This is a genomic window from Paraburkholderia antibiotica (genome assembly GCF_012927125.1).
Lineage (GTDB): Bacteria > Pseudomonadota > Gammaproteobacteria > Burkholderiales > Burkholderiaceae > Paraburkholderia > Paraburkholderia antibiotica.
Genome location: NZ_JABBFZ010000037.1, coordinates 1 through 14,964, shown reverse-complemented (window position 1 = coordinate 14,964; position 14,964 = coordinate 1). Strand labels below are relative to the sequence as shown.

Genomic DNA, 14,964 nt, shown 5'->3' with positions numbered 1-14,964 from the left:
AATAAAATATAAAAAGCACTCTTCATGACTGCAGTAACCGTGTGGTTACCGCCGATGGCACATGCTCAAAGTACCGTTACGCTCACGGAATCATCGATACCGACATCAACCATGTATCCAATGCGGGTGGAGAGGCGAAAAGTTGGGTTGACCAGCGGCGTCAATAACGGCAGCCGTTTCGGTCTGCGTGGCAGTGAGGATCTTGGCAGTGGTCTGAAAGTGATCTTTCAACTGGGATGATTTTCACGGGCGGGCTCGCTGATGTTGTACGCCGTCATGGTAAAGCGACCGCGACCCGACATGTGCATTTGCACGATGGCCGCGACTCGTGCTGCGACTTTCAGCAGATGCACAAAAGGCGCCTTCGCCGGCCGATGCGTGACGCGGCGTGACGTGGCGTGGCGTGCGGCGTGTAGCGCACGCATGAAATCGCGGAGGGGCGCAGGGGATAACCCTGTCGGGCGCGGTATTGCGCAAAGGCCGGGAGAGGCGTACCGTTCTATAAAACTATATAGCTCTTTCGTTTCTACGCGACGTCTATGTCCAAAGCTGCAAATACCACCGATGTCTTCGCGGCCCTGACGCGGCCGGATCGGAGCGGGGCGCCGAAATACATGCGCCTCTGCTCAGTGCTGCTTCAGGCGATCACCACGGGGCACTGGAAGGCGGGCGACAAGCTCCCGACGGAAGAGGAACTTGCGGAAATGACACCGTTCAGCCTCGGAACCGTGCAGCGCGCGCTGCGGATGCTGGTCGATCAGGGCGTTGTGGTGCGGTTGCACGGGCTCGGCAGCTTCGTGGCGGAAAATGATCTGCGCATGGAAGACCCATGGCACTGCCGCTTCTTCGCGGACGACGGCGAGAGCTTTCTGCCTGTCTACTCGAAGGTGGTGAGCCGAGAGCGCATCAGCAGCAAGGGCGCATGGACGCGCTATTTTCCCGCAGCGAGCGAGCATCTCGTGCTGATCACTCGAACGATCAATGTGAACGGCGAGTTCGACGTGCTCGTGCGCTTCTATCTCGACAGTCGCATCTTGCCGCGTCTGTCGAAGGCGTCGCTGCGCTCGCTGGACGGGCTGAACTTCAAGACGCTCATCGCCAATGAACTGAGCGTGCCGATTACCCGCATCACGCACGACATCAGCGTCGTCAAGTTCGATGCCGCCACAGCGCAAGCTACCGGTTCGAAGGCAGGCGAGGCGGGGCTATTCATGCGGGCAGCGGCCATGATGGGCGAGGCCGCGTGCGTGTATTACCAGGAATTCTCCATTCCGGCGACGAGCCGGGTGCTTAGCGTGCCCGACCAGTTACCGAAAATGGGTCACACTTCGCGCTGAATTTTTCGGGGCAGACGCATCGCCCCAAAAAATTTTTTTCCGCGAAAAACTATAGTCCTACATAGTTGGAGGAAATATGAAAGATTCGCAAAACCTGCTCATCATCATGTCGGACGAGCACAACCCGAAGATGCTCGGCTGCGCGGGTAACGCGATCGTCGAGACGCCGAATCTGGATGCGCTCGCCGCGCGCGGCACGCGTTTCAGTTCGGCCTATTGCACGAGCCCGGTCTGCATTCCGTCGCGCGCGTCGTTCGCGGTGGGGAAGTACATTCACCAGATCGGCTACGCAGACAACGCCGATGCCTACGACGGCGAAACGCCCAGCTGGCATCACAAGCTGCGCGACCGCGGCCACAACGTCACGTCGATCGGCAAACTGCATTTCAAGCTGACGGGCGAAGACCATGGCTTCACGGAAGAAGTCATTCCCATGCATATCGTTGAAGGCAAGGGCGATCTGATGGGTCTGGTCCGCAGCGACCTGCCGGTACGGAAAGGCGCGTACAAGATGGCCAATATGGCCGGCCCCGGGGAGAGCCAGTACACGTTCTACGACCGTGACATCGCGGCACGCGCGCAAACATGGCTGCATGAGATGTCGAAGAAGGAGTCGGACAAACCGTGGGTGCTGTTCGTGTCCTTCGTCGCGCCCCACTTTCCGTTGACAGCTCCGCCTCAGCATTTTTACAAGTACTACAATCAGGACCTGCCGCTTCCGAAGCTCTACCGGAAGGAGGAGCGGCCCACGCATCCGTATCAGGTCGATTACCGCAGCAGCTTCAACTACGACGACCATTTCGACGACGAGAAGCTGAAGAAGGCTCTCGCCGGCTACTACGGACTGTGTTCCTTCCTCGATGAAAACATCGGCCTCGTGCTGAACGCGCTGCAGGACGCCGGTCTCGCCGACAGCACACGTGTGATGTACACGAGCGACCATGGCGACAATCTCGGCTCGCGCGGCATGTGGGGCAAGTCCACGTTGTTCGAGGAGGCATCGGGCGTGCCGCTGATCGTCGCGGGCCCCGGCATCGAACCGGGCAAGGTGGTGGATACGCCGGTAAGCCATGTCGATACGTATCCGTTCATTCTTCGCTCAGTTGGCGAAACTGACCCCGGGCTCACAGATGGCTTCCCGGGCGTCTCGCTGGACGACATCGCCGATGGCGCTAGACCCGATCGCAACGTTCTGACCGAATACCACGGCATGGGATCGGCAACGGGCGCGTTCATGATCCGTCACAACCAGTACAAGTACATGTACTACGTCGACTATCCCGCGCAGCTTTTCGACCTCAAGGCGGACCCCGAGGAAATCGACGACCTCGGGACGGACCCAAAGTACGTGAGCGTCCTGAGCGAATGCCATGAGCGGCTGCTCAAAATCTGCGACCCGAAGGATGTCGATCGCATGGTGCGCGAGCGCCAGTCCGAACTGCTGTCGCTGAATGGTGGCCGTGAAGCGGTGATCGCACGTGGCGATCTGGGCTTCAGCCCGCCGCCGGGTGCACCCATCGTGTTCGACTAATGCGGATCTGAAGCAAGCAAGTCACCGCGCGCACAAGGGTCGTAAAAGGAAAATCGACATCCGGCCCGAAAGGACACGCGCGGTGCTTACCCATATCGGGGAGACATGAGTTCGGAGCGGGCACCGTTGCGGCTGCAAGAAGACAGCTATTAGCCCGCTTCCGGATGAGATAAATGAGGAACGCATGAACGTTTCGAATCAGAAATACCGGTTCGCGTCGGTGCTGTTCGTGTGCTGGTTCGCGAGCTATCTCGAGCGATTCCTGATCAACCTGGCGCTTCCGTATATCGGCGCCGAATTCAAGATCGACGAGTCGGGGCTGGGTCTGCTGCTCAGCGTGTTCTTCATCGGCTACGCCGTCATCCAGCTTCCGGGCGGATGGGTGGCCGACAAGATCGGAACGCGCAAGACCATCCTGTTCTCCGTGTTCATGTTCGCGATATTCACAGCGGCAAGCGGCCTTGCGTGGTCGCTGACCGCGCTGTTCGTGATTCGCTTTCTCTTCGGCATCTTCGAAGGGAGCTTTCCGTCGGCCGCGTACAAGGCCGTGGCGGAAGGCTATGCGAAGAACGAGCGCGCGCGCGTACAGTCGTTCATGCTGGCGACGAACCCGCTCAGCCTTGTGGTTGCGCCGCTCATCGCGGTTCCGTTGATTGCGCATACGGGCTGGCGCGGAATGTTCATCGGTTCGTCCGTCTTCGGCGTGCTCGCCTTTCTTTTGTACTTCTTCGGAACGCGCCGTTCGCATCCCGCGCCCAGTAACGTGCCGGCGACCAGCGGTCATCACGAGCCGCCGCTTCCCTTCAGTGAACTCATCAAGGACAGCAATATCTGGAAGATTTCGGTCATCAACTTCGGTGTCAACATTCTCATCTGGGGCTTCCTATCCTGGCTGCCTTCCTACATGATGAAAGTTCAGAAGCTCGACCTCGCACATGTCGGTATCGTGTCGGCCCTGCCGGGAATCGCAGGCGTGGTCGGCATGCTTTCCGGCGGCTGGCTGGCCGACAAGCTGTTCGCCGGGCGCGAAAAGTATCTGTTGTTCCTGAGTGTCGTGTTCGCGGGCCTGAGCTTGTTCGTGATGCTGAGCGCGCCGACGCTGCCCGTAGTGATTGCCTGCCAGCTTGTTCTCTCTTTCAGCATGAAGATTTCCTTCATTGCGCTCTGGGCCTTTCCTTTGAAACTGATCGAGGCGAAAGACATGGGTATGGCGTCGGGCATCGTCAATCTCGGAAGCCAGCTTGCAGGGGTGGCATCACCGGCGGTGATGGGCTTTCTGATCGTCGCCCGTCACGGTTCGTACGATGGGGCGTTCGCGTTTCTCGCCGCCTGCACGGTGGTGTGCGCGATTGTCACACTGACACTGCCGGGAAAGCGGCTGACGTCGGCGCATAACGCCTCCGAGGCGGAACTGGCGGCTGAGAAGCCGTAACCGGTTTCGCTCAAGAGAGCCTCAAACACCATATGCCGGGGCTCGTAATGTGGTTCCCCTGCGCTGTTCGTCTTCCAGTCGAGGGTACGATGCCAGCCTAGGCCGTGTTCACACTATCTGAGGTCGTCGACGATAAGTGCGAGTTGATGAAGTCAACGAATATGACGTCCACCTTGTCGAATCGGGAAAGATCCTATTTAGGAAGCCTTTGAGGCGCCGGAACAACCGCTCGACCTCGTCACGCTTGTACATTTCGCAATCGTAATGCCACGGCTCAAAGGCGGTTGCTTTTTGGCGGAACAACGGGAATGAAGCCCAGATCAAGTGCCAGCGCGTGGCCCGCTGTTTAACGGACCCCATTAATTTTTGGGCCAGCGCATGCGATCGCCCTTGCTCGTCCGCTGGATTCCGTGCGCTTCCCGGCTTGTGCGGTCTGCTAACACGAGGGAGTATGGCAAGTTAGCAGCATGTTATGGAAAAACTGGGAAAAATGAAAAAATTGGTATAACCTGCTTCCATGATCATGGGCCGAGAGGGCCGAATGTTGAACTGGGACGACGAAATTACGGCCATTACGGACGTAGAGGCAAGGATGCTGGGTGGCTCGCTGGAGGCGATTCATGCCATTGTGAAACGGCATGCAGCCCAGCAAGACCTGCAGAATCCGATTGTGTCTGCGACGGAATTGCGCGACAGGCTTGTGCGGATATATGAGGAACTGGTCTCGTGCCACAGGGAACTGGTCATCCGTTCGTATCAGCGCAGGATCGGAATTCGCAGGCTGGCGGCCATTTTCAGGCGGTGGATGGGGGAGCGGCGGACCCGCTTCCTCAATGCATGCCGCACGGATGGACAGCCTACATTGATGCATCGCACGACGCGTAGCGCTGCGGCCAACATGCGGCTGGTGGCGCCGATCGGTGCTCCACCCCGGTCGGCGTAAGGAGTGATATATGGAATTGGTCTCGAAGAAACGCGTGGCGACGAGCGGTGATGTCCGGGCGATCGTCAACGGAAGCTATCGTGGTGATCCGCACAAGCTGATCAGGGAGATGGCCTCTTCGCTGGTGCTGGAGCTCACGGATGAGTTGCCGGCATTGGCAGATCGGCCCATCTGGAGTGTTGCGCTGAAAGTCTTTGAGCGACGCCTGGAAGACTGGCTTGTGCATGACGATGTCTCCGCGCCGCAGGGGGCAAGACCTCCGGCGTTGCCAGTGACCATGTTAAGTCCCGCAGACGTAGTGGCAAGGCAAAAGCTGAGTGCGCTGACAACCTTGTACAGGTATGACAAGGACGGCAAGGTTTATTGCGTGATGCCGCGAGCGAAAAAAAACGGCCGTATGTTCCCGGCGTGGCAGTTTGTCGATCCGGTGCCGGCTCTTTTGCCGCAGGTCATTGCCGAACTGCGCGGGGTGATGCAGTTTGAAATACATGCCTTTTTCGTCACCGAACAGGACGAGCTGAACGAATTGTCTCCGGCCGAAGTGCTTGCCGGACTACCGTTCGAAACCCGGCATGAGATCCCGCCCGAACAGGTGCGGATCCTGTCGCTTCCGGTAGCGGAGCGGCTCGGACGGGTGCTTGAACTTGCGAGGGAAGCGGGGCAGAGCATGTCCGATTGAGTGGTCAGCGAATGTTATCAAGAGCGGAACCATCACATAAACCACCAGGAACCTGTCCGCATAAGATTGCGGCCGTTAGATTGTTAATCGAGTGAGAGTGATTGACGTCCCCCGACGTCCAACGTCCGCAAAGTAGAGCGTGCGCTAGTCAGCGCCACCCCGGCATAGCCTTCCTACCCCAACCGCGCAAACCCCGCCACATCCCCCCGCACCGCCACCGCCGGCTTCACCTGCACGCCCGCTTCCCGGGCCGTAGTCGCCGTTGGCGCAATCGCCACCACCTTCCCCTCATCACAAAACACCGCCCGCAGCATCTCCAGAATAAGCACGGTCCGCGCATCGGCAATCGAATAGAAGATCGAGCGCGACGCGCGACGAGTCTTCACCAGTCCGGCCTTGCGTAGTTCCGCCAACTGCTGCGACAACGCCGGCTGCTGAATCTCCAGTTCACGTTCGAGCTCGCTCACCGAACGCTCTCCCAGCGCGATCCGACACAGCAGTTGCAGCCTGCTGGTATTGGCCAGCAGACGTAGCAGTTCGGCGGCTTCGGCAGCCTTCTGCCCGAGCGCGTCCAGTCCCGTGGAGGTGTTGGCCATCGTCAGTCCCGCTGCTGACGGAAATACCATGGCGCGCCGTCCGCGCTTTCGCCCGACAACGCGTCGTCCAATGTCGTGGGGGCGGGGTGGAGCAGCGGCCTATCGTCGTTCCAGCCTTCGGGCGTGGAAGCGCTGTTGCGATCGGCGGCTTGCAGCGCCTTCACAAGTCGCAACTGTTCCGCGACCGAGCGTCCGACATTCATCGGATACCACGTCATCGCGCGGATCACGCCCTGCGGGTCGATCACGTAACTCGCGCGCACGGCGGCCGCATCCGGCGACAGGGGATCGAGCATGCCGTAGGCGGTGGCGATGATCATCGACGGATCCTCGATGACGGGAAACGTCACCTTGACGCCGAAGCGTTCGTGAATGTCGCGCAGCCACGCGACGTGCGAATAGAGGCTATCGACCGAGATACCCAGCAGCTTGCAGCCGATCGCCTCGAACTGTTCCGCGGATTTCGCGAGGCTGATGAACTCGGTCGTGCACACCGGCGTGAAATCCGCGGGATGGGCAAACAGCATCAGCCAGTGCCCACGGTAGTCGCTCAGCGCGCGCTCGCCGCAGGTCGTGCGCGCGCGGAACTCAGGGGCCGGGTCGCCGATACGCAGCGGCCGCGAGAAAGTGGGAGGGGTATCAGTCATGGACGCCGTTTCAGGGTTGCCGCAAGTATATCTCCGACCATTTGTCGAAGGCGAACCTGGCTACTATACTTTCATTATTTATGTATATGTAGATGTATTGGTTTGAAATACGGAGGATTCAATGTCTGACCAGGCAACCGATGCGCCCCGCGCAGCCGCCAGTACGCTGATCGAGGCGGCTTTGCGTGGGCCGTCCACTGCGCGCCCCATCGTGCGGGCATTCTTCGACGAGGCAACCTACACCGCGAGCTACGTGGTCCAGGATCCGGCCAGCAGGCAGTGCGCGATCGTCGATAGCGTGCTCGCGTTCGATCCGGCTTCGGGCCGAACCTCGACCGATTCGGCCGAGGCGCTGGTTAATTACATAAAAGATGAAAATTTGAGCGTGCAGTGGTTGCTGGAGACGCACGCGCACGCCGACCATCTGTCGGCGGCGCCGTGGTTGCAGGAGCGGCTCGGCGGCCAGTTGGCGATCGGCCGCGAAATCGTGCGCGTCCAGCAGGTGTTCGGCAAGCTGTTCAATGCGGGCAGCGAGTTCGCGCGGGACGGTAGCCAGTTCGATTGCCTGTTCGACGACGGCGAGCGCTTCCAGGTCGGCGCACTCGAGGCCATGGCGCTGCATGTGCCCGGCCATACGCCGGCGTGCCTCGCCTACGTGATCGGCGACGCGGTGTTCCCCGGCGACACGCTGTTCATGCCCGACTACGGCACGGCCCGCTGCGATTTTCCCGGTGGCGACGCGCGCCAGCTCTATCGTTCGATTCGACGATTGACCGCGCTGCCGGACGCGGCCCGGCTCTTCCTGTGCCACGACTACAAGGCCACGGGCCGCGACTACTACGCGTGGGAGACCACGATCGAAGCCGAGCGCATCGGCAACATTCACGCGCACGAAGGGATCAGCGAGGACGAGTTCGTGGCCATGCGCACGAGTCGCGACGCCACGCTGTCGATGCCGAAGCTGATGCTGCCGTCCGTGCAGGTGAACATGCGCGGCGGCAACCTGCCTTCGCCCGACGAGAACGGCGTGCGCTATCTGAAGATTCCGCTCAACGTGCTGTAGCGCTTTGCGTCTCCGGTTCATCGCCGGCTCGTTTCATTCTCCATCTGCTGACGTGGGAGCGGAACGGCTCCCCGTACAGCATCGCCAGGAATTGACCGCATGAACATTCATTCGCTTAACCCGATGCCGTCCGCATCGCGCCAGACCGTGGCCACGCACGACATCGTCATTGTCGGGGCCGGGGCCGCGGGGCTGTCGACCGCATCGAGCCTGCTGGCGCGCGATCCGGGTCTCGACATCGCCATCATCGATCCCGCCGACACTCACTACTATCAGCCGGGCTGGACCATGGTCGGCGCCGGTGTGTTCGATCCCGAGTCCACCGTGCGCGATATGGCCTCCGTGCTGCCGCGCAACGTGCAATGGCTGAAGGCCGTGGTGACCGCGTTCGAGCCAGAAAACGATGTGGTCGTGCTCGAAGGAGGTCGCGTGGTGAGCTACCGGCAACTGATCGTTTGTCCGGGGCTGAAGCTCGCGTGGGACGCCATCGACGGGCTGCCGGAAACGCTCGGCAAGAATGGTGTGACGTCCAACTATCGTTACGATCTCGCGCCCTATACGTGGCAGCTCGTTCGCGAGCTCAAGGGCGGTCGCGCGCTCTTCACCCAGCCGCCGATGCCGATCAAATGCGCGGGCGCGCCGCAAAAGGCCATGTATCTGTCAGCGGATCACTGGCGTCGCGCGGGGCAGCTCGGGCAAATCGACGTCGAGTTCTTCAATGCGGGCGCGGTGCTGTTCGGTGTCGCCGACTACGTGCCGGCGTTGATGGAGTACGTGAAGCGTTACGACATCGCGCTGAATTTCGGCCTCAATCTGAGCGCGATAGATGGACCCGCGAAGCGCGCGACCTTCACGCGCACGCTCGGCGACGGCAGCACCGAGTCGGTCACGCGCGAGTTCGACATGATCCACGTGGTGCCGCCGCAGAAAGCGCCGGATTTCATCCGGACCAGTCCGCTCGCCGACCAGGCAGGGTGGGTCGATGTCGACCAGGCCACGTTGCGTCACAAGATCTACGCGAATATTTTCGCGCTCGGCGACGCGTCGAACACGCCGAATGCGAAGACGGCCGCGGCGGCGCGCAAGCAGGCACCGGTCGTCGCGCATAACGTGCTCGCGAACCTCGGGAAAGCGCGCGGACATGCAACGTACGACGGCTATGGCGCATGTCCGCTGACCGTCGAGCGCGGCAAGATCGTGCTCGCGGAATTTCTCTATGGCGGCAAGCTCGCGCCGACGCTGCCGACCTGGCTCATCGACGGCAAGCAGCCGTCCCGCCTCGCGTGGTTGCTCAAGGAGCGCGTTCTGCCGCCGCTGTACTGGCAAGGCATGCTCAAGGGCCGCGAGTGGCTCGTGAAGCCAGCGCTCGTCGGTTGATGAGTTCGATGCCGGACCGGGTTGGTCCGGCATAAGCGTGACGTTCGATGCACGACCGGGTGCCCGACGGGTGCCCAACATTCAAGTCGGCATCGACGATTCCGTTTCGTGGGCAGCCTCGGTGCTGTCCCAGTACGGCGGATCCGAAAACGTCTCGATCAATAGATCGATGAGTCGACGCACTTTGCCCGTCACGTAGCGATTGGGCCGGTAGAGTACATAGAGCGCGCTATTGACGTTGGCCTGATAACCCGGCAACAACGGCACAAGCCGACCTTCCTTGATGTCGCGACCCACCACATAAGTCGGCAGCAAGCCGATCCCCATTCCCGCCAGTACGTGATCCGCGATGATCTTGCTGTTATTGACCTGCAGCCGTCCGCGGATCGGAATCTTGTATTCGGTCGCGCCTTTCCTGAAGCCCCAATGGTCGTGCCCGATGACGCTCGGGTAGTGATAGCAGCTATGCGGGAGGGCCTCGGCGAGCTGGAGTTCGTCAACGGCGTGGGCGCGATGAGCGCGAGCGGCACGTACGGCGACGTGCGCATCTGCGCCGCGATGGTGGGCAAGGTCGATTTGCGGCTGGGCGACGGCGTCGAGGAAGTCCTCGCGTCGTATCAGGCGCGGGCTCCCGAGCGCTTTCGCGGCATCCGGCATATGGCGGCCTGGGACGCGAGCCCGGAGGTCAGCAGTATCCGCCTCACCACGCCCGCCGATCTGCTGCTCGACCCCGATTTTCGCAAGGGCTACGCGGTGCTGGGCCGCATGGGGATCAGTTTCGACGCGTGGCTGTTCCATCCGCAACTCCCGCAACTGATCGATCTGATCGACGCGGTGCCGGATACGCCGGTGATCCTCAATCATCTCGGCGGCCGAACCGAGCGCGGGCCTTATGCGGGCAAGTCGCGGGAAATCTTCGAGAGCTGGCGGAAATCGATCGTGGAGCTCGCCAGACGGCCCAATGTGACCATCAAGCTGGGCGGCATCGGCATGGCGTCGAGCGGGCTCGGCTTCCCGGAGCGCGCGCTGCCGCCCACCTCCGACGATCTGGTGGCCGCGTGGAAGCCGTACGTCGCCACCTGCATCGAAGCCTTCGGCGTGGGGCGCGCGATGTTCGAGAGCAACTTCCCGGTGGACAAGACCAGTTGTTCGTATCGCGTGCTGTGGAATGCGTTCAAGAAAATCGCGGCCGGCTGCTCGGCGGCCGAGAAGGCGCGCCTGTTCGCCGGCACCGCGATGGACGTGTACCGGATCAGCCTCTGAGCCGGTAGCGGGGCTGTAGGTTTTGTAAGGCGACGGTGCGGTTATCGGACGCGGCGGGCAGTTTGTGCGATCATTCGGGCAAGTTTCGGCGCGTTCGACCTTGAAATCGGGCGCGTCACGCCACCCATCCAGATCGCCAGATGCCGTCGGCTGCCCACCCCACAAGGGCGGCCAGACCGCGCGTCTGGCAATTTGCTGGCAAAATATCAGGTTTTGCCCGCCGAGTAACCGGTTACCGAGGAGTAGTTGCAGCATGGGAGTGCCCATTTCGCAGGCTTGGACAGTCGCCACGTACGTCCTGAAACAGAAGCTGATGCGGCGAAGCCGTTATCCGCTCGTTCTCATGCTCGAGCCGCTCATGCGTTGCAATCTGGCATGTGCGGGGTGCGGGAAGATCCAGTATCCGGCGCACGTGCTGAAGTCGGAGCTGACGCCCGAGCAATGCTTCAAGGCGGTCGAGGAGTGCGGCACGCCGATGGTCGCGATTCCGGGCGGCGAGCCGCTTCTGCATCCGCAGATGCCGGAGATCGTCGCGGGTCTCGTCGCGCGTAAGAAGTATGTGTATATGTGCACGAACGCGTTGCTGCTCGCGAAGAACCTGCATCGATTCACGCCGAGCAAGTATCTGTCGTTCTCGGTGCACGTCGATGGCCAGCGCGAACATCACGACTTCGCCGTGTGCCGCGAAGGCGGCTACGACATCGCGATGGAAGGTGTGCGGGCCGCGGTCGCCGCGGGTTTTCGCGTGACCACCAACACGACGCTGTTCGACGGCGCCGATCCGAATAGCGTGCGTCTGCACTTCGACGAAATGATGGAAGCGGGCGTCGAAAGCATGATGGTGTCACCCGGCTATACCTACGACAAGGCGCCGGACCAGAAGCACTTCCTCGGCCGCGCACGTTCGAAGAAGCTGTTCCGCGCGATCCTGTCGAACCGGAAGAAGAGCTGGCGCTTCAACGCGTCGCCGATCTTCATGGAATTCCTGATGGGCAAGAAGGATCTCACGTGTACGCCGTGGGGCATGCCGACTTACAGTATCTTCGGCTGGCAAAAGCCGTGTTATCTGCTGCAGGACGGTTACGCGGACACCTTCGCCGAGCTGATGGAAAGCGTGAAGTGGTCCGAGTACGGCACGGAAAGCGGCAACCCGAAGTGCGCGAACTGCATGGTGCACTCGGGCTACGAAGCGAGCGGCGTGAACTACACGTTCGGCTCGTTCAAGGGCATGTTCCAGACGGTCAAGGCGATGCTGTTCGATCGCTATGACGATCGCGAGGCGAACGAGATCCTCGCCGGCTGGAAGAAGACCACGCACGAAGTGCCGATGGTGTTCGTGCCGCCGGCGTCGCGTGCCGAGGCCGCGAAGGGCGAAGCGGCTCCTGTCGCCGCGCAGCCGACGGCTGCTGTTGCTCCCATCGCACCGGATCAGATGGAAACCGCGGCCGGCACTGAGCACGAACATCTCCAGGGCTGGGCGCCGGAGCTGAAGACCGAAGCGGAAATCCGCGAGGCCATGGAAAAGGCCTTCGATTATCGCGGCGATGTCACGATCACCCGCAAGAATGGCGCGACCGTCACGGGCTATCTGTACGACCGTCAGACCCGTGCGGGCTTCAACGACTGCTTCGTGCGGATCATTCCGACTGGGCAGCAGACGAAGGAAGTGATTCCGTACCCGGAAATCGGCGCGATCGAGTTCAGCGGCAAGGACACGGCGGCCGGTAAGACCTTCGAAAACTGGGTCAAGCGTTACTGGGAAAAGAAAGCTGCGGGCGAAAAGAATATCCAGATCGAACCGGAATATCTCGGCGATTGAGCGAGATTCCGCAGGATCGGGAAAAGCGTTGTGGACGCCGGCCGGGAGGCCGGCGTTTTTGTTTGGGGTGGGGGGCTTTGGGGGCGATGTTCGGCAAGCTGAGCTGGATGCGGCCCATGGAGTGCTTGCTGCTAATTACCTGCTTTTCTTCGGGCCACACGATCACGATGTGACCAGTTGAGTGGCGTTTCGGTGGAGATCTGCAAGCGGGACCGCAATTCAGGATTGGGACCGGCAAGAGACATGATGGCCATGCCGCCCAACTCACGCGCGTCTTCGTCGGTGAAAGGGGCTGCAGGATGCTCGGGCGCGTCCGGCGGCACTGTGATGGATATAACGCGATCGATCGCGGTCTGCACTAATGGGCGTGGAACGACGCAGAATTTCACCTGGCCTGTTGCCTCGTCGTAGAAGGTGATAAAGGCCGTTTGCCGGTCACTCATTGATAACCTCGACAGTTCTGGTAATTCTGAAATGCACGTTGTGTGCATAGGGCATAGGTTCGTGGATCGCGATACATAGCCCCGGCGATAGTGCACGCATCCATTTGGGCTTCGTACAGTGTGTCGCACTCGGCTCTTCGTCAATCGCCGGCTGGCGTAACCTTGATATGCGGTTTCAGGTTCGGATTGGACAGCGCAAGTAGATTGAGTGTTGCGCCGCCAAAACGTCGTGCGAACTCATCGTCCAATGAGTAGCCGTAATCAGCGAGGGGCAGTTCCAGGGGAAACAGGCGTTGAGTAACGGCCAGTACCTTTTCAACGTCCAACGTGTATGAAATGAGCGCCTGTTTTTCTTCGGACCACATTACGACCACGCATCGCTTTTCTGGATGACTTGTCATTAGTAGCCTCGACATTGTTGATAATTTTCAAATGCTCGCTGCGAGCAAGGATTCATAAGTCGCTGGCCAAATGCTGACTTCCCCAGGAACTAGTCAGGCTCGCCGCGTCGACGCTTCCGCATCAGACTCATACCTTTAGCGCAATCGATTCGCAAAACACCGCCATTTCGGCCCCGCAGGAAGGTTCCAGAACAAACAGCACGCGATGTCCGAGTTTCAGTTCCTGGACGTATTCAAGACCTTGTTGCTCGCTGATCTCTGCGCCTGTTGAGTCGTCGCGACTATTGATCCATCGAAGCCAGGTCCGAACCTCTGACAATGAAAACTCATATCGCGGCGAGATGAGTAGCCGCGACGCGACATTCTGCCCGGCGAAATCAATCAGGCGTTGAGCGATCACGCCCGAAAACCTGAGCGCCTCGATTTCACCACCGACTCGTCGAAAGCGAAGTTCGAGGGAACGAGCTTCGGGATTGTGTTTAATTTCGGTTAGCTCTGCATCGTGAAAGCTAGGGAAAGATCCAACGTTTCGAATGTCGGTATAGGTGGCTGTATCCATACAAACTCCAGTAAAACTTATCCCGCCCATGAAGGCTCTTGGCTCTTACGAAACTTCGCGCACATAAGGGCGCATATCAACTATCACGACTTCCTTGCACGTCAGCCGGATATCGAGGCCGACATTCGGTAAAAGGTCCAGCCGGATCAATCCGTCCGGTGCTTCTGCAAGCGTCATTTCCATTATCGTTGCCTCTTCGAGCATGGCGTTCACATCGATTTCGGATGTGCGGACATCCAGGCAATCGATCACGATAATCTGATCGAGGCGACCATCAACGGATGGCGAGCCATAGCGGTTGTGAAGCACTTCCAGACGCACATCTACGACCTCGCGTGTACGGGTGCCGGTTAGCGGACGACCGGCTGATCCCTCTTCGGTTTGCCGTCCCCTTTGCATGCAAAACGAGCGAACTGCCGAATCATGGAAGGACGGATAGTCGCCGAGGGCGACTGCCAGCGTCTCGCCGTGAGTTGCCAGATCCCATCCCCAGGTTGTTTGCGAAGGACTCATTGATCGACTATTCAACGTCAATTTCGAGCGTATTGAACTCGATGGCCAATTCTGCACCGGCCGTTGCGAGAACTATCGCTATCTGACATCCCGGCGTGACAGAAAAGCGCTCGCTTTTGGAGAGCATCGCGAGCGCGAGGTCATAGTTTGTGTGCCCCGGTTTCAGAATCTTTATTTCGAAGACAATATTGTTGGATACGCTGAAATGCTCAACGGTACAGCGACTGGTTCCGCTAAGGAAAGTCTGCAAAATTCCTGGCATTGATGTGAGGGTGGACTATCCTGGGAGCAGGAGAATTTAAGGGGTGGGTGATGGCACAACTTGGCCTTGGTCTGGATCTGTCAACGAAACGCACGCGCA

17 protein-coding genes and 1 pseudogene are annotated in these 14,964 nt (G+C 60.0%); 10 read left to right on the top strand and 8 right to left on the bottom strand.

All coding sequences use genetic code 11. The features are described from left to right. Positions 1-24 precede the first annotated feature (24 nt). The 4 genes from HHL14_RS33685 (at position 25) to HHL14_RS31675 (ending at position 4,300) form a co-directional block, all read left to right on the top strand. On the top strand, positions 25-240 hold the full coding sequence (locus HHL14_RS33685; protein ID WP_169501552.1) for a porin: 216 nt from the start codon (positions 25-27) through the stop codon (positions 238-240). Positions 241-539: 299 nt separating this feature from the next. Next, positions 540-1,337 (top strand): GntR family transcriptional regulator, encoded by a 798-nt coding sequence (locus HHL14_RS31685; protein ID WP_169501551.1) that lies wholly within the window; start codon positions 540-542, stop codon positions 1,335-1,337. A gap of 76 nt (positions 1,338-1,413) precedes the next feature. After that, the gene (locus tag HHL14_RS31680) at positions 1,414-2,868 is read left to right on the top strand and encodes a sulfatase-like hydrolase/transferase (RefSeq protein WP_169501550.1); all 1,455 of its coding nucleotides are present in this window, start codon (positions 1,414-1,416) and stop codon (positions 2,866-2,868) included. Between the two features lie 184 nt (positions 2,869-3,052). After that, positions 3,053-4,300, top strand: a complete 1,248-nt coding sequence (locus HHL14_RS31675; RefSeq protein WP_169501549.1) for an MFS transporter — start codon at positions 3,053-3,055, stop codon at positions 4,298-4,300. Between the two features lie 113 nt (positions 4,301-4,413). Here HHL14_RS31675 and HHL14_RS31670 read toward each other — a convergent pair. Next, positions 4,414-4,631 (bottom strand): annotated as a pseudogene (locus HHL14_RS31670) (IS5-like element ISCARN85 family transposase); the annotation flags it as partial. A gap of 210 nt (positions 4,632-4,841) precedes the next feature. Between HHL14_RS31670 and HHL14_RS31665 the strand changes: the two are divergent. Both HHL14_RS31665 and HHL14_RS31660 read left to right on the top strand, forming a co-directional pair. After that, a complete protein-coding gene (locus tag HHL14_RS31665) occupies positions 4,842-5,243 on the top strand; it encodes a hypothetical protein (RefSeq protein WP_169501548.1) in 402 nt (133 codons plus the stop codon). Between the two features lie 10 nt (positions 5,244-5,253). After that, complete coding sequence (locus HHL14_RS31660) at positions 5,254-5,922, top strand: hypothetical protein (RefSeq protein ID WP_169501547.1); 669 nt, start codon at positions 5,254-5,256, stop codon at positions 5,920-5,922. 173 nt (positions 5,923-6,095) lie between these two features. Here the strand turns inward: HHL14_RS31660 and HHL14_RS33680 are convergent, their stop codons facing one another. Then, the gene (locus HHL14_RS33680; RefSeq protein WP_169501546.1) at positions 6,096-6,518 is read right to left on the bottom strand and encodes an ArsR/SmtB family transcription factor; all 423 of its coding nucleotides are present in this window, start codon (positions 6,516-6,518) and stop codon (positions 6,096-6,098) included. 2 nt (positions 6,519-6,520) lie between these two features. After that, positions 6,521-7,165: a peroxiredoxin gene (locus HHL14_RS31650; protein ID WP_169501545.1), complete on the bottom strand. Its 645-nt coding sequence runs from the start codon at positions 7,163-7,165 to the stop codon at positions 6,521-6,523. Positions 7,166-7,286: 121 nt separating this feature from the next. Between HHL14_RS31650 and HHL14_RS31645 the strand changes: the two genes are divergently transcribed. Both HHL14_RS31645 and HHL14_RS31640 read left to right on the top strand, forming a co-directional pair. Further along, on the top strand, positions 7,287-8,228 hold the full coding sequence (locus HHL14_RS31645) for an MBL fold metallo-hydrolase (RefSeq protein WP_169501544.1): 942 nt from the start codon (positions 7,287-7,289) through the stop codon (positions 8,226-8,228). Positions 8,229-8,327: 99 nt separating this feature from the next. Next, positions 8,328-9,605 (top strand): NAD(P)/FAD-dependent oxidoreductase, encoded by a 1,278-nt coding sequence (locus tag HHL14_RS31640; protein WP_169501543.1) that lies wholly within the window; start codon positions 8,328-8,330, stop codon positions 9,603-9,605. Positions 9,606-9,686: 81 nt separating this feature from the next. On the opposite strand, the gene HHL14_RS31635 is transcribed toward HHL14_RS31640, so the two are convergent. Beyond that, a complete protein-coding gene (locus HHL14_RS31635) occupies positions 9,687-10,181 on the bottom strand; it encodes a LysR substrate-binding domain-containing protein (RefSeq protein ID WP_329601771.1) in 495 nt (164 codons plus the stop codon). Here HHL14_RS31635 and HHL14_RS31630 point away from each other — a divergent pair. Together HHL14_RS31630 and hpnH are read left to right on the top strand one after the other, a co-directional pair. Further along, positions 10,071-10,868, top strand: a complete 798-nt coding sequence (locus HHL14_RS31630) for an amidohydrolase family protein (RefSeq protein ID WP_329601769.1) — start codon at positions 10,071-10,073, stop codon at positions 10,866-10,868. The two genes, HHL14_RS31635 and HHL14_RS31630, sit on opposite strands and share 111 nt — an antisense overlap. A 253-nt stretch (positions 10,869-11,121) precedes the next feature. Beyond that, positions 11,122-12,687 (top strand): adenosyl-hopene transferase HpnH, encoded by a 1,566-nt coding sequence (hpnH, locus tag HHL14_RS31625; protein WP_169501540.1) that lies wholly within the window; start codon positions 11,122-11,124, stop codon positions 12,685-12,687. A 131-nt stretch (positions 12,688-12,818) separates the two neighbouring features. Here hpnH and HHL14_RS31620 read toward each other — a convergent pair whose 3' ends face one another. The 4 genes from HHL14_RS31620 to HHL14_RS31605 all read right to left on the bottom strand — a co-directional run bounded on the left by HHL14_RS31620 (position 12,819) and on the right by HHL14_RS31605 (position 14,603). Then, positions 12,819-13,130, bottom strand: coding sequence for a hypothetical protein (locus HHL14_RS31620; RefSeq protein ID WP_169501539.1), 312 nt, complete (start codon positions 13,128-13,130; stop codon positions 12,819-12,821). Between the two features lie 140 nt (positions 13,131-13,270). Next, a complete protein-coding gene (locus tag HHL14_RS31615) occupies positions 13,271-13,531 on the bottom strand; it encodes a hypothetical protein (protein ID WP_206002608.1) in 261 nt (86 codons plus the stop codon). 127 nt (positions 13,532-13,658) lie between these two features. Beyond that, positions 13,659-14,090 carry a hypothetical protein gene (locus HHL14_RS31610; RefSeq protein WP_169501537.1) on the bottom strand — a complete coding sequence of 144 codons (432 nt, stop codon included), beginning with the start codon at positions 14,088-14,090 and terminating at the stop codon, positions 13,659-13,661. 45 nt (positions 14,091-14,135) lie between these two features. Continuing rightward, positions 14,136-14,603: a hypothetical protein gene (locus tag HHL14_RS31605; RefSeq protein ID WP_169501536.1), complete on the bottom strand. Its 468-nt coding sequence runs from the start codon at positions 14,601-14,603 to the stop codon at positions 14,136-14,138. Between the last annotated feature and the right edge of the window lie 361 nt (positions 14,604-14,964).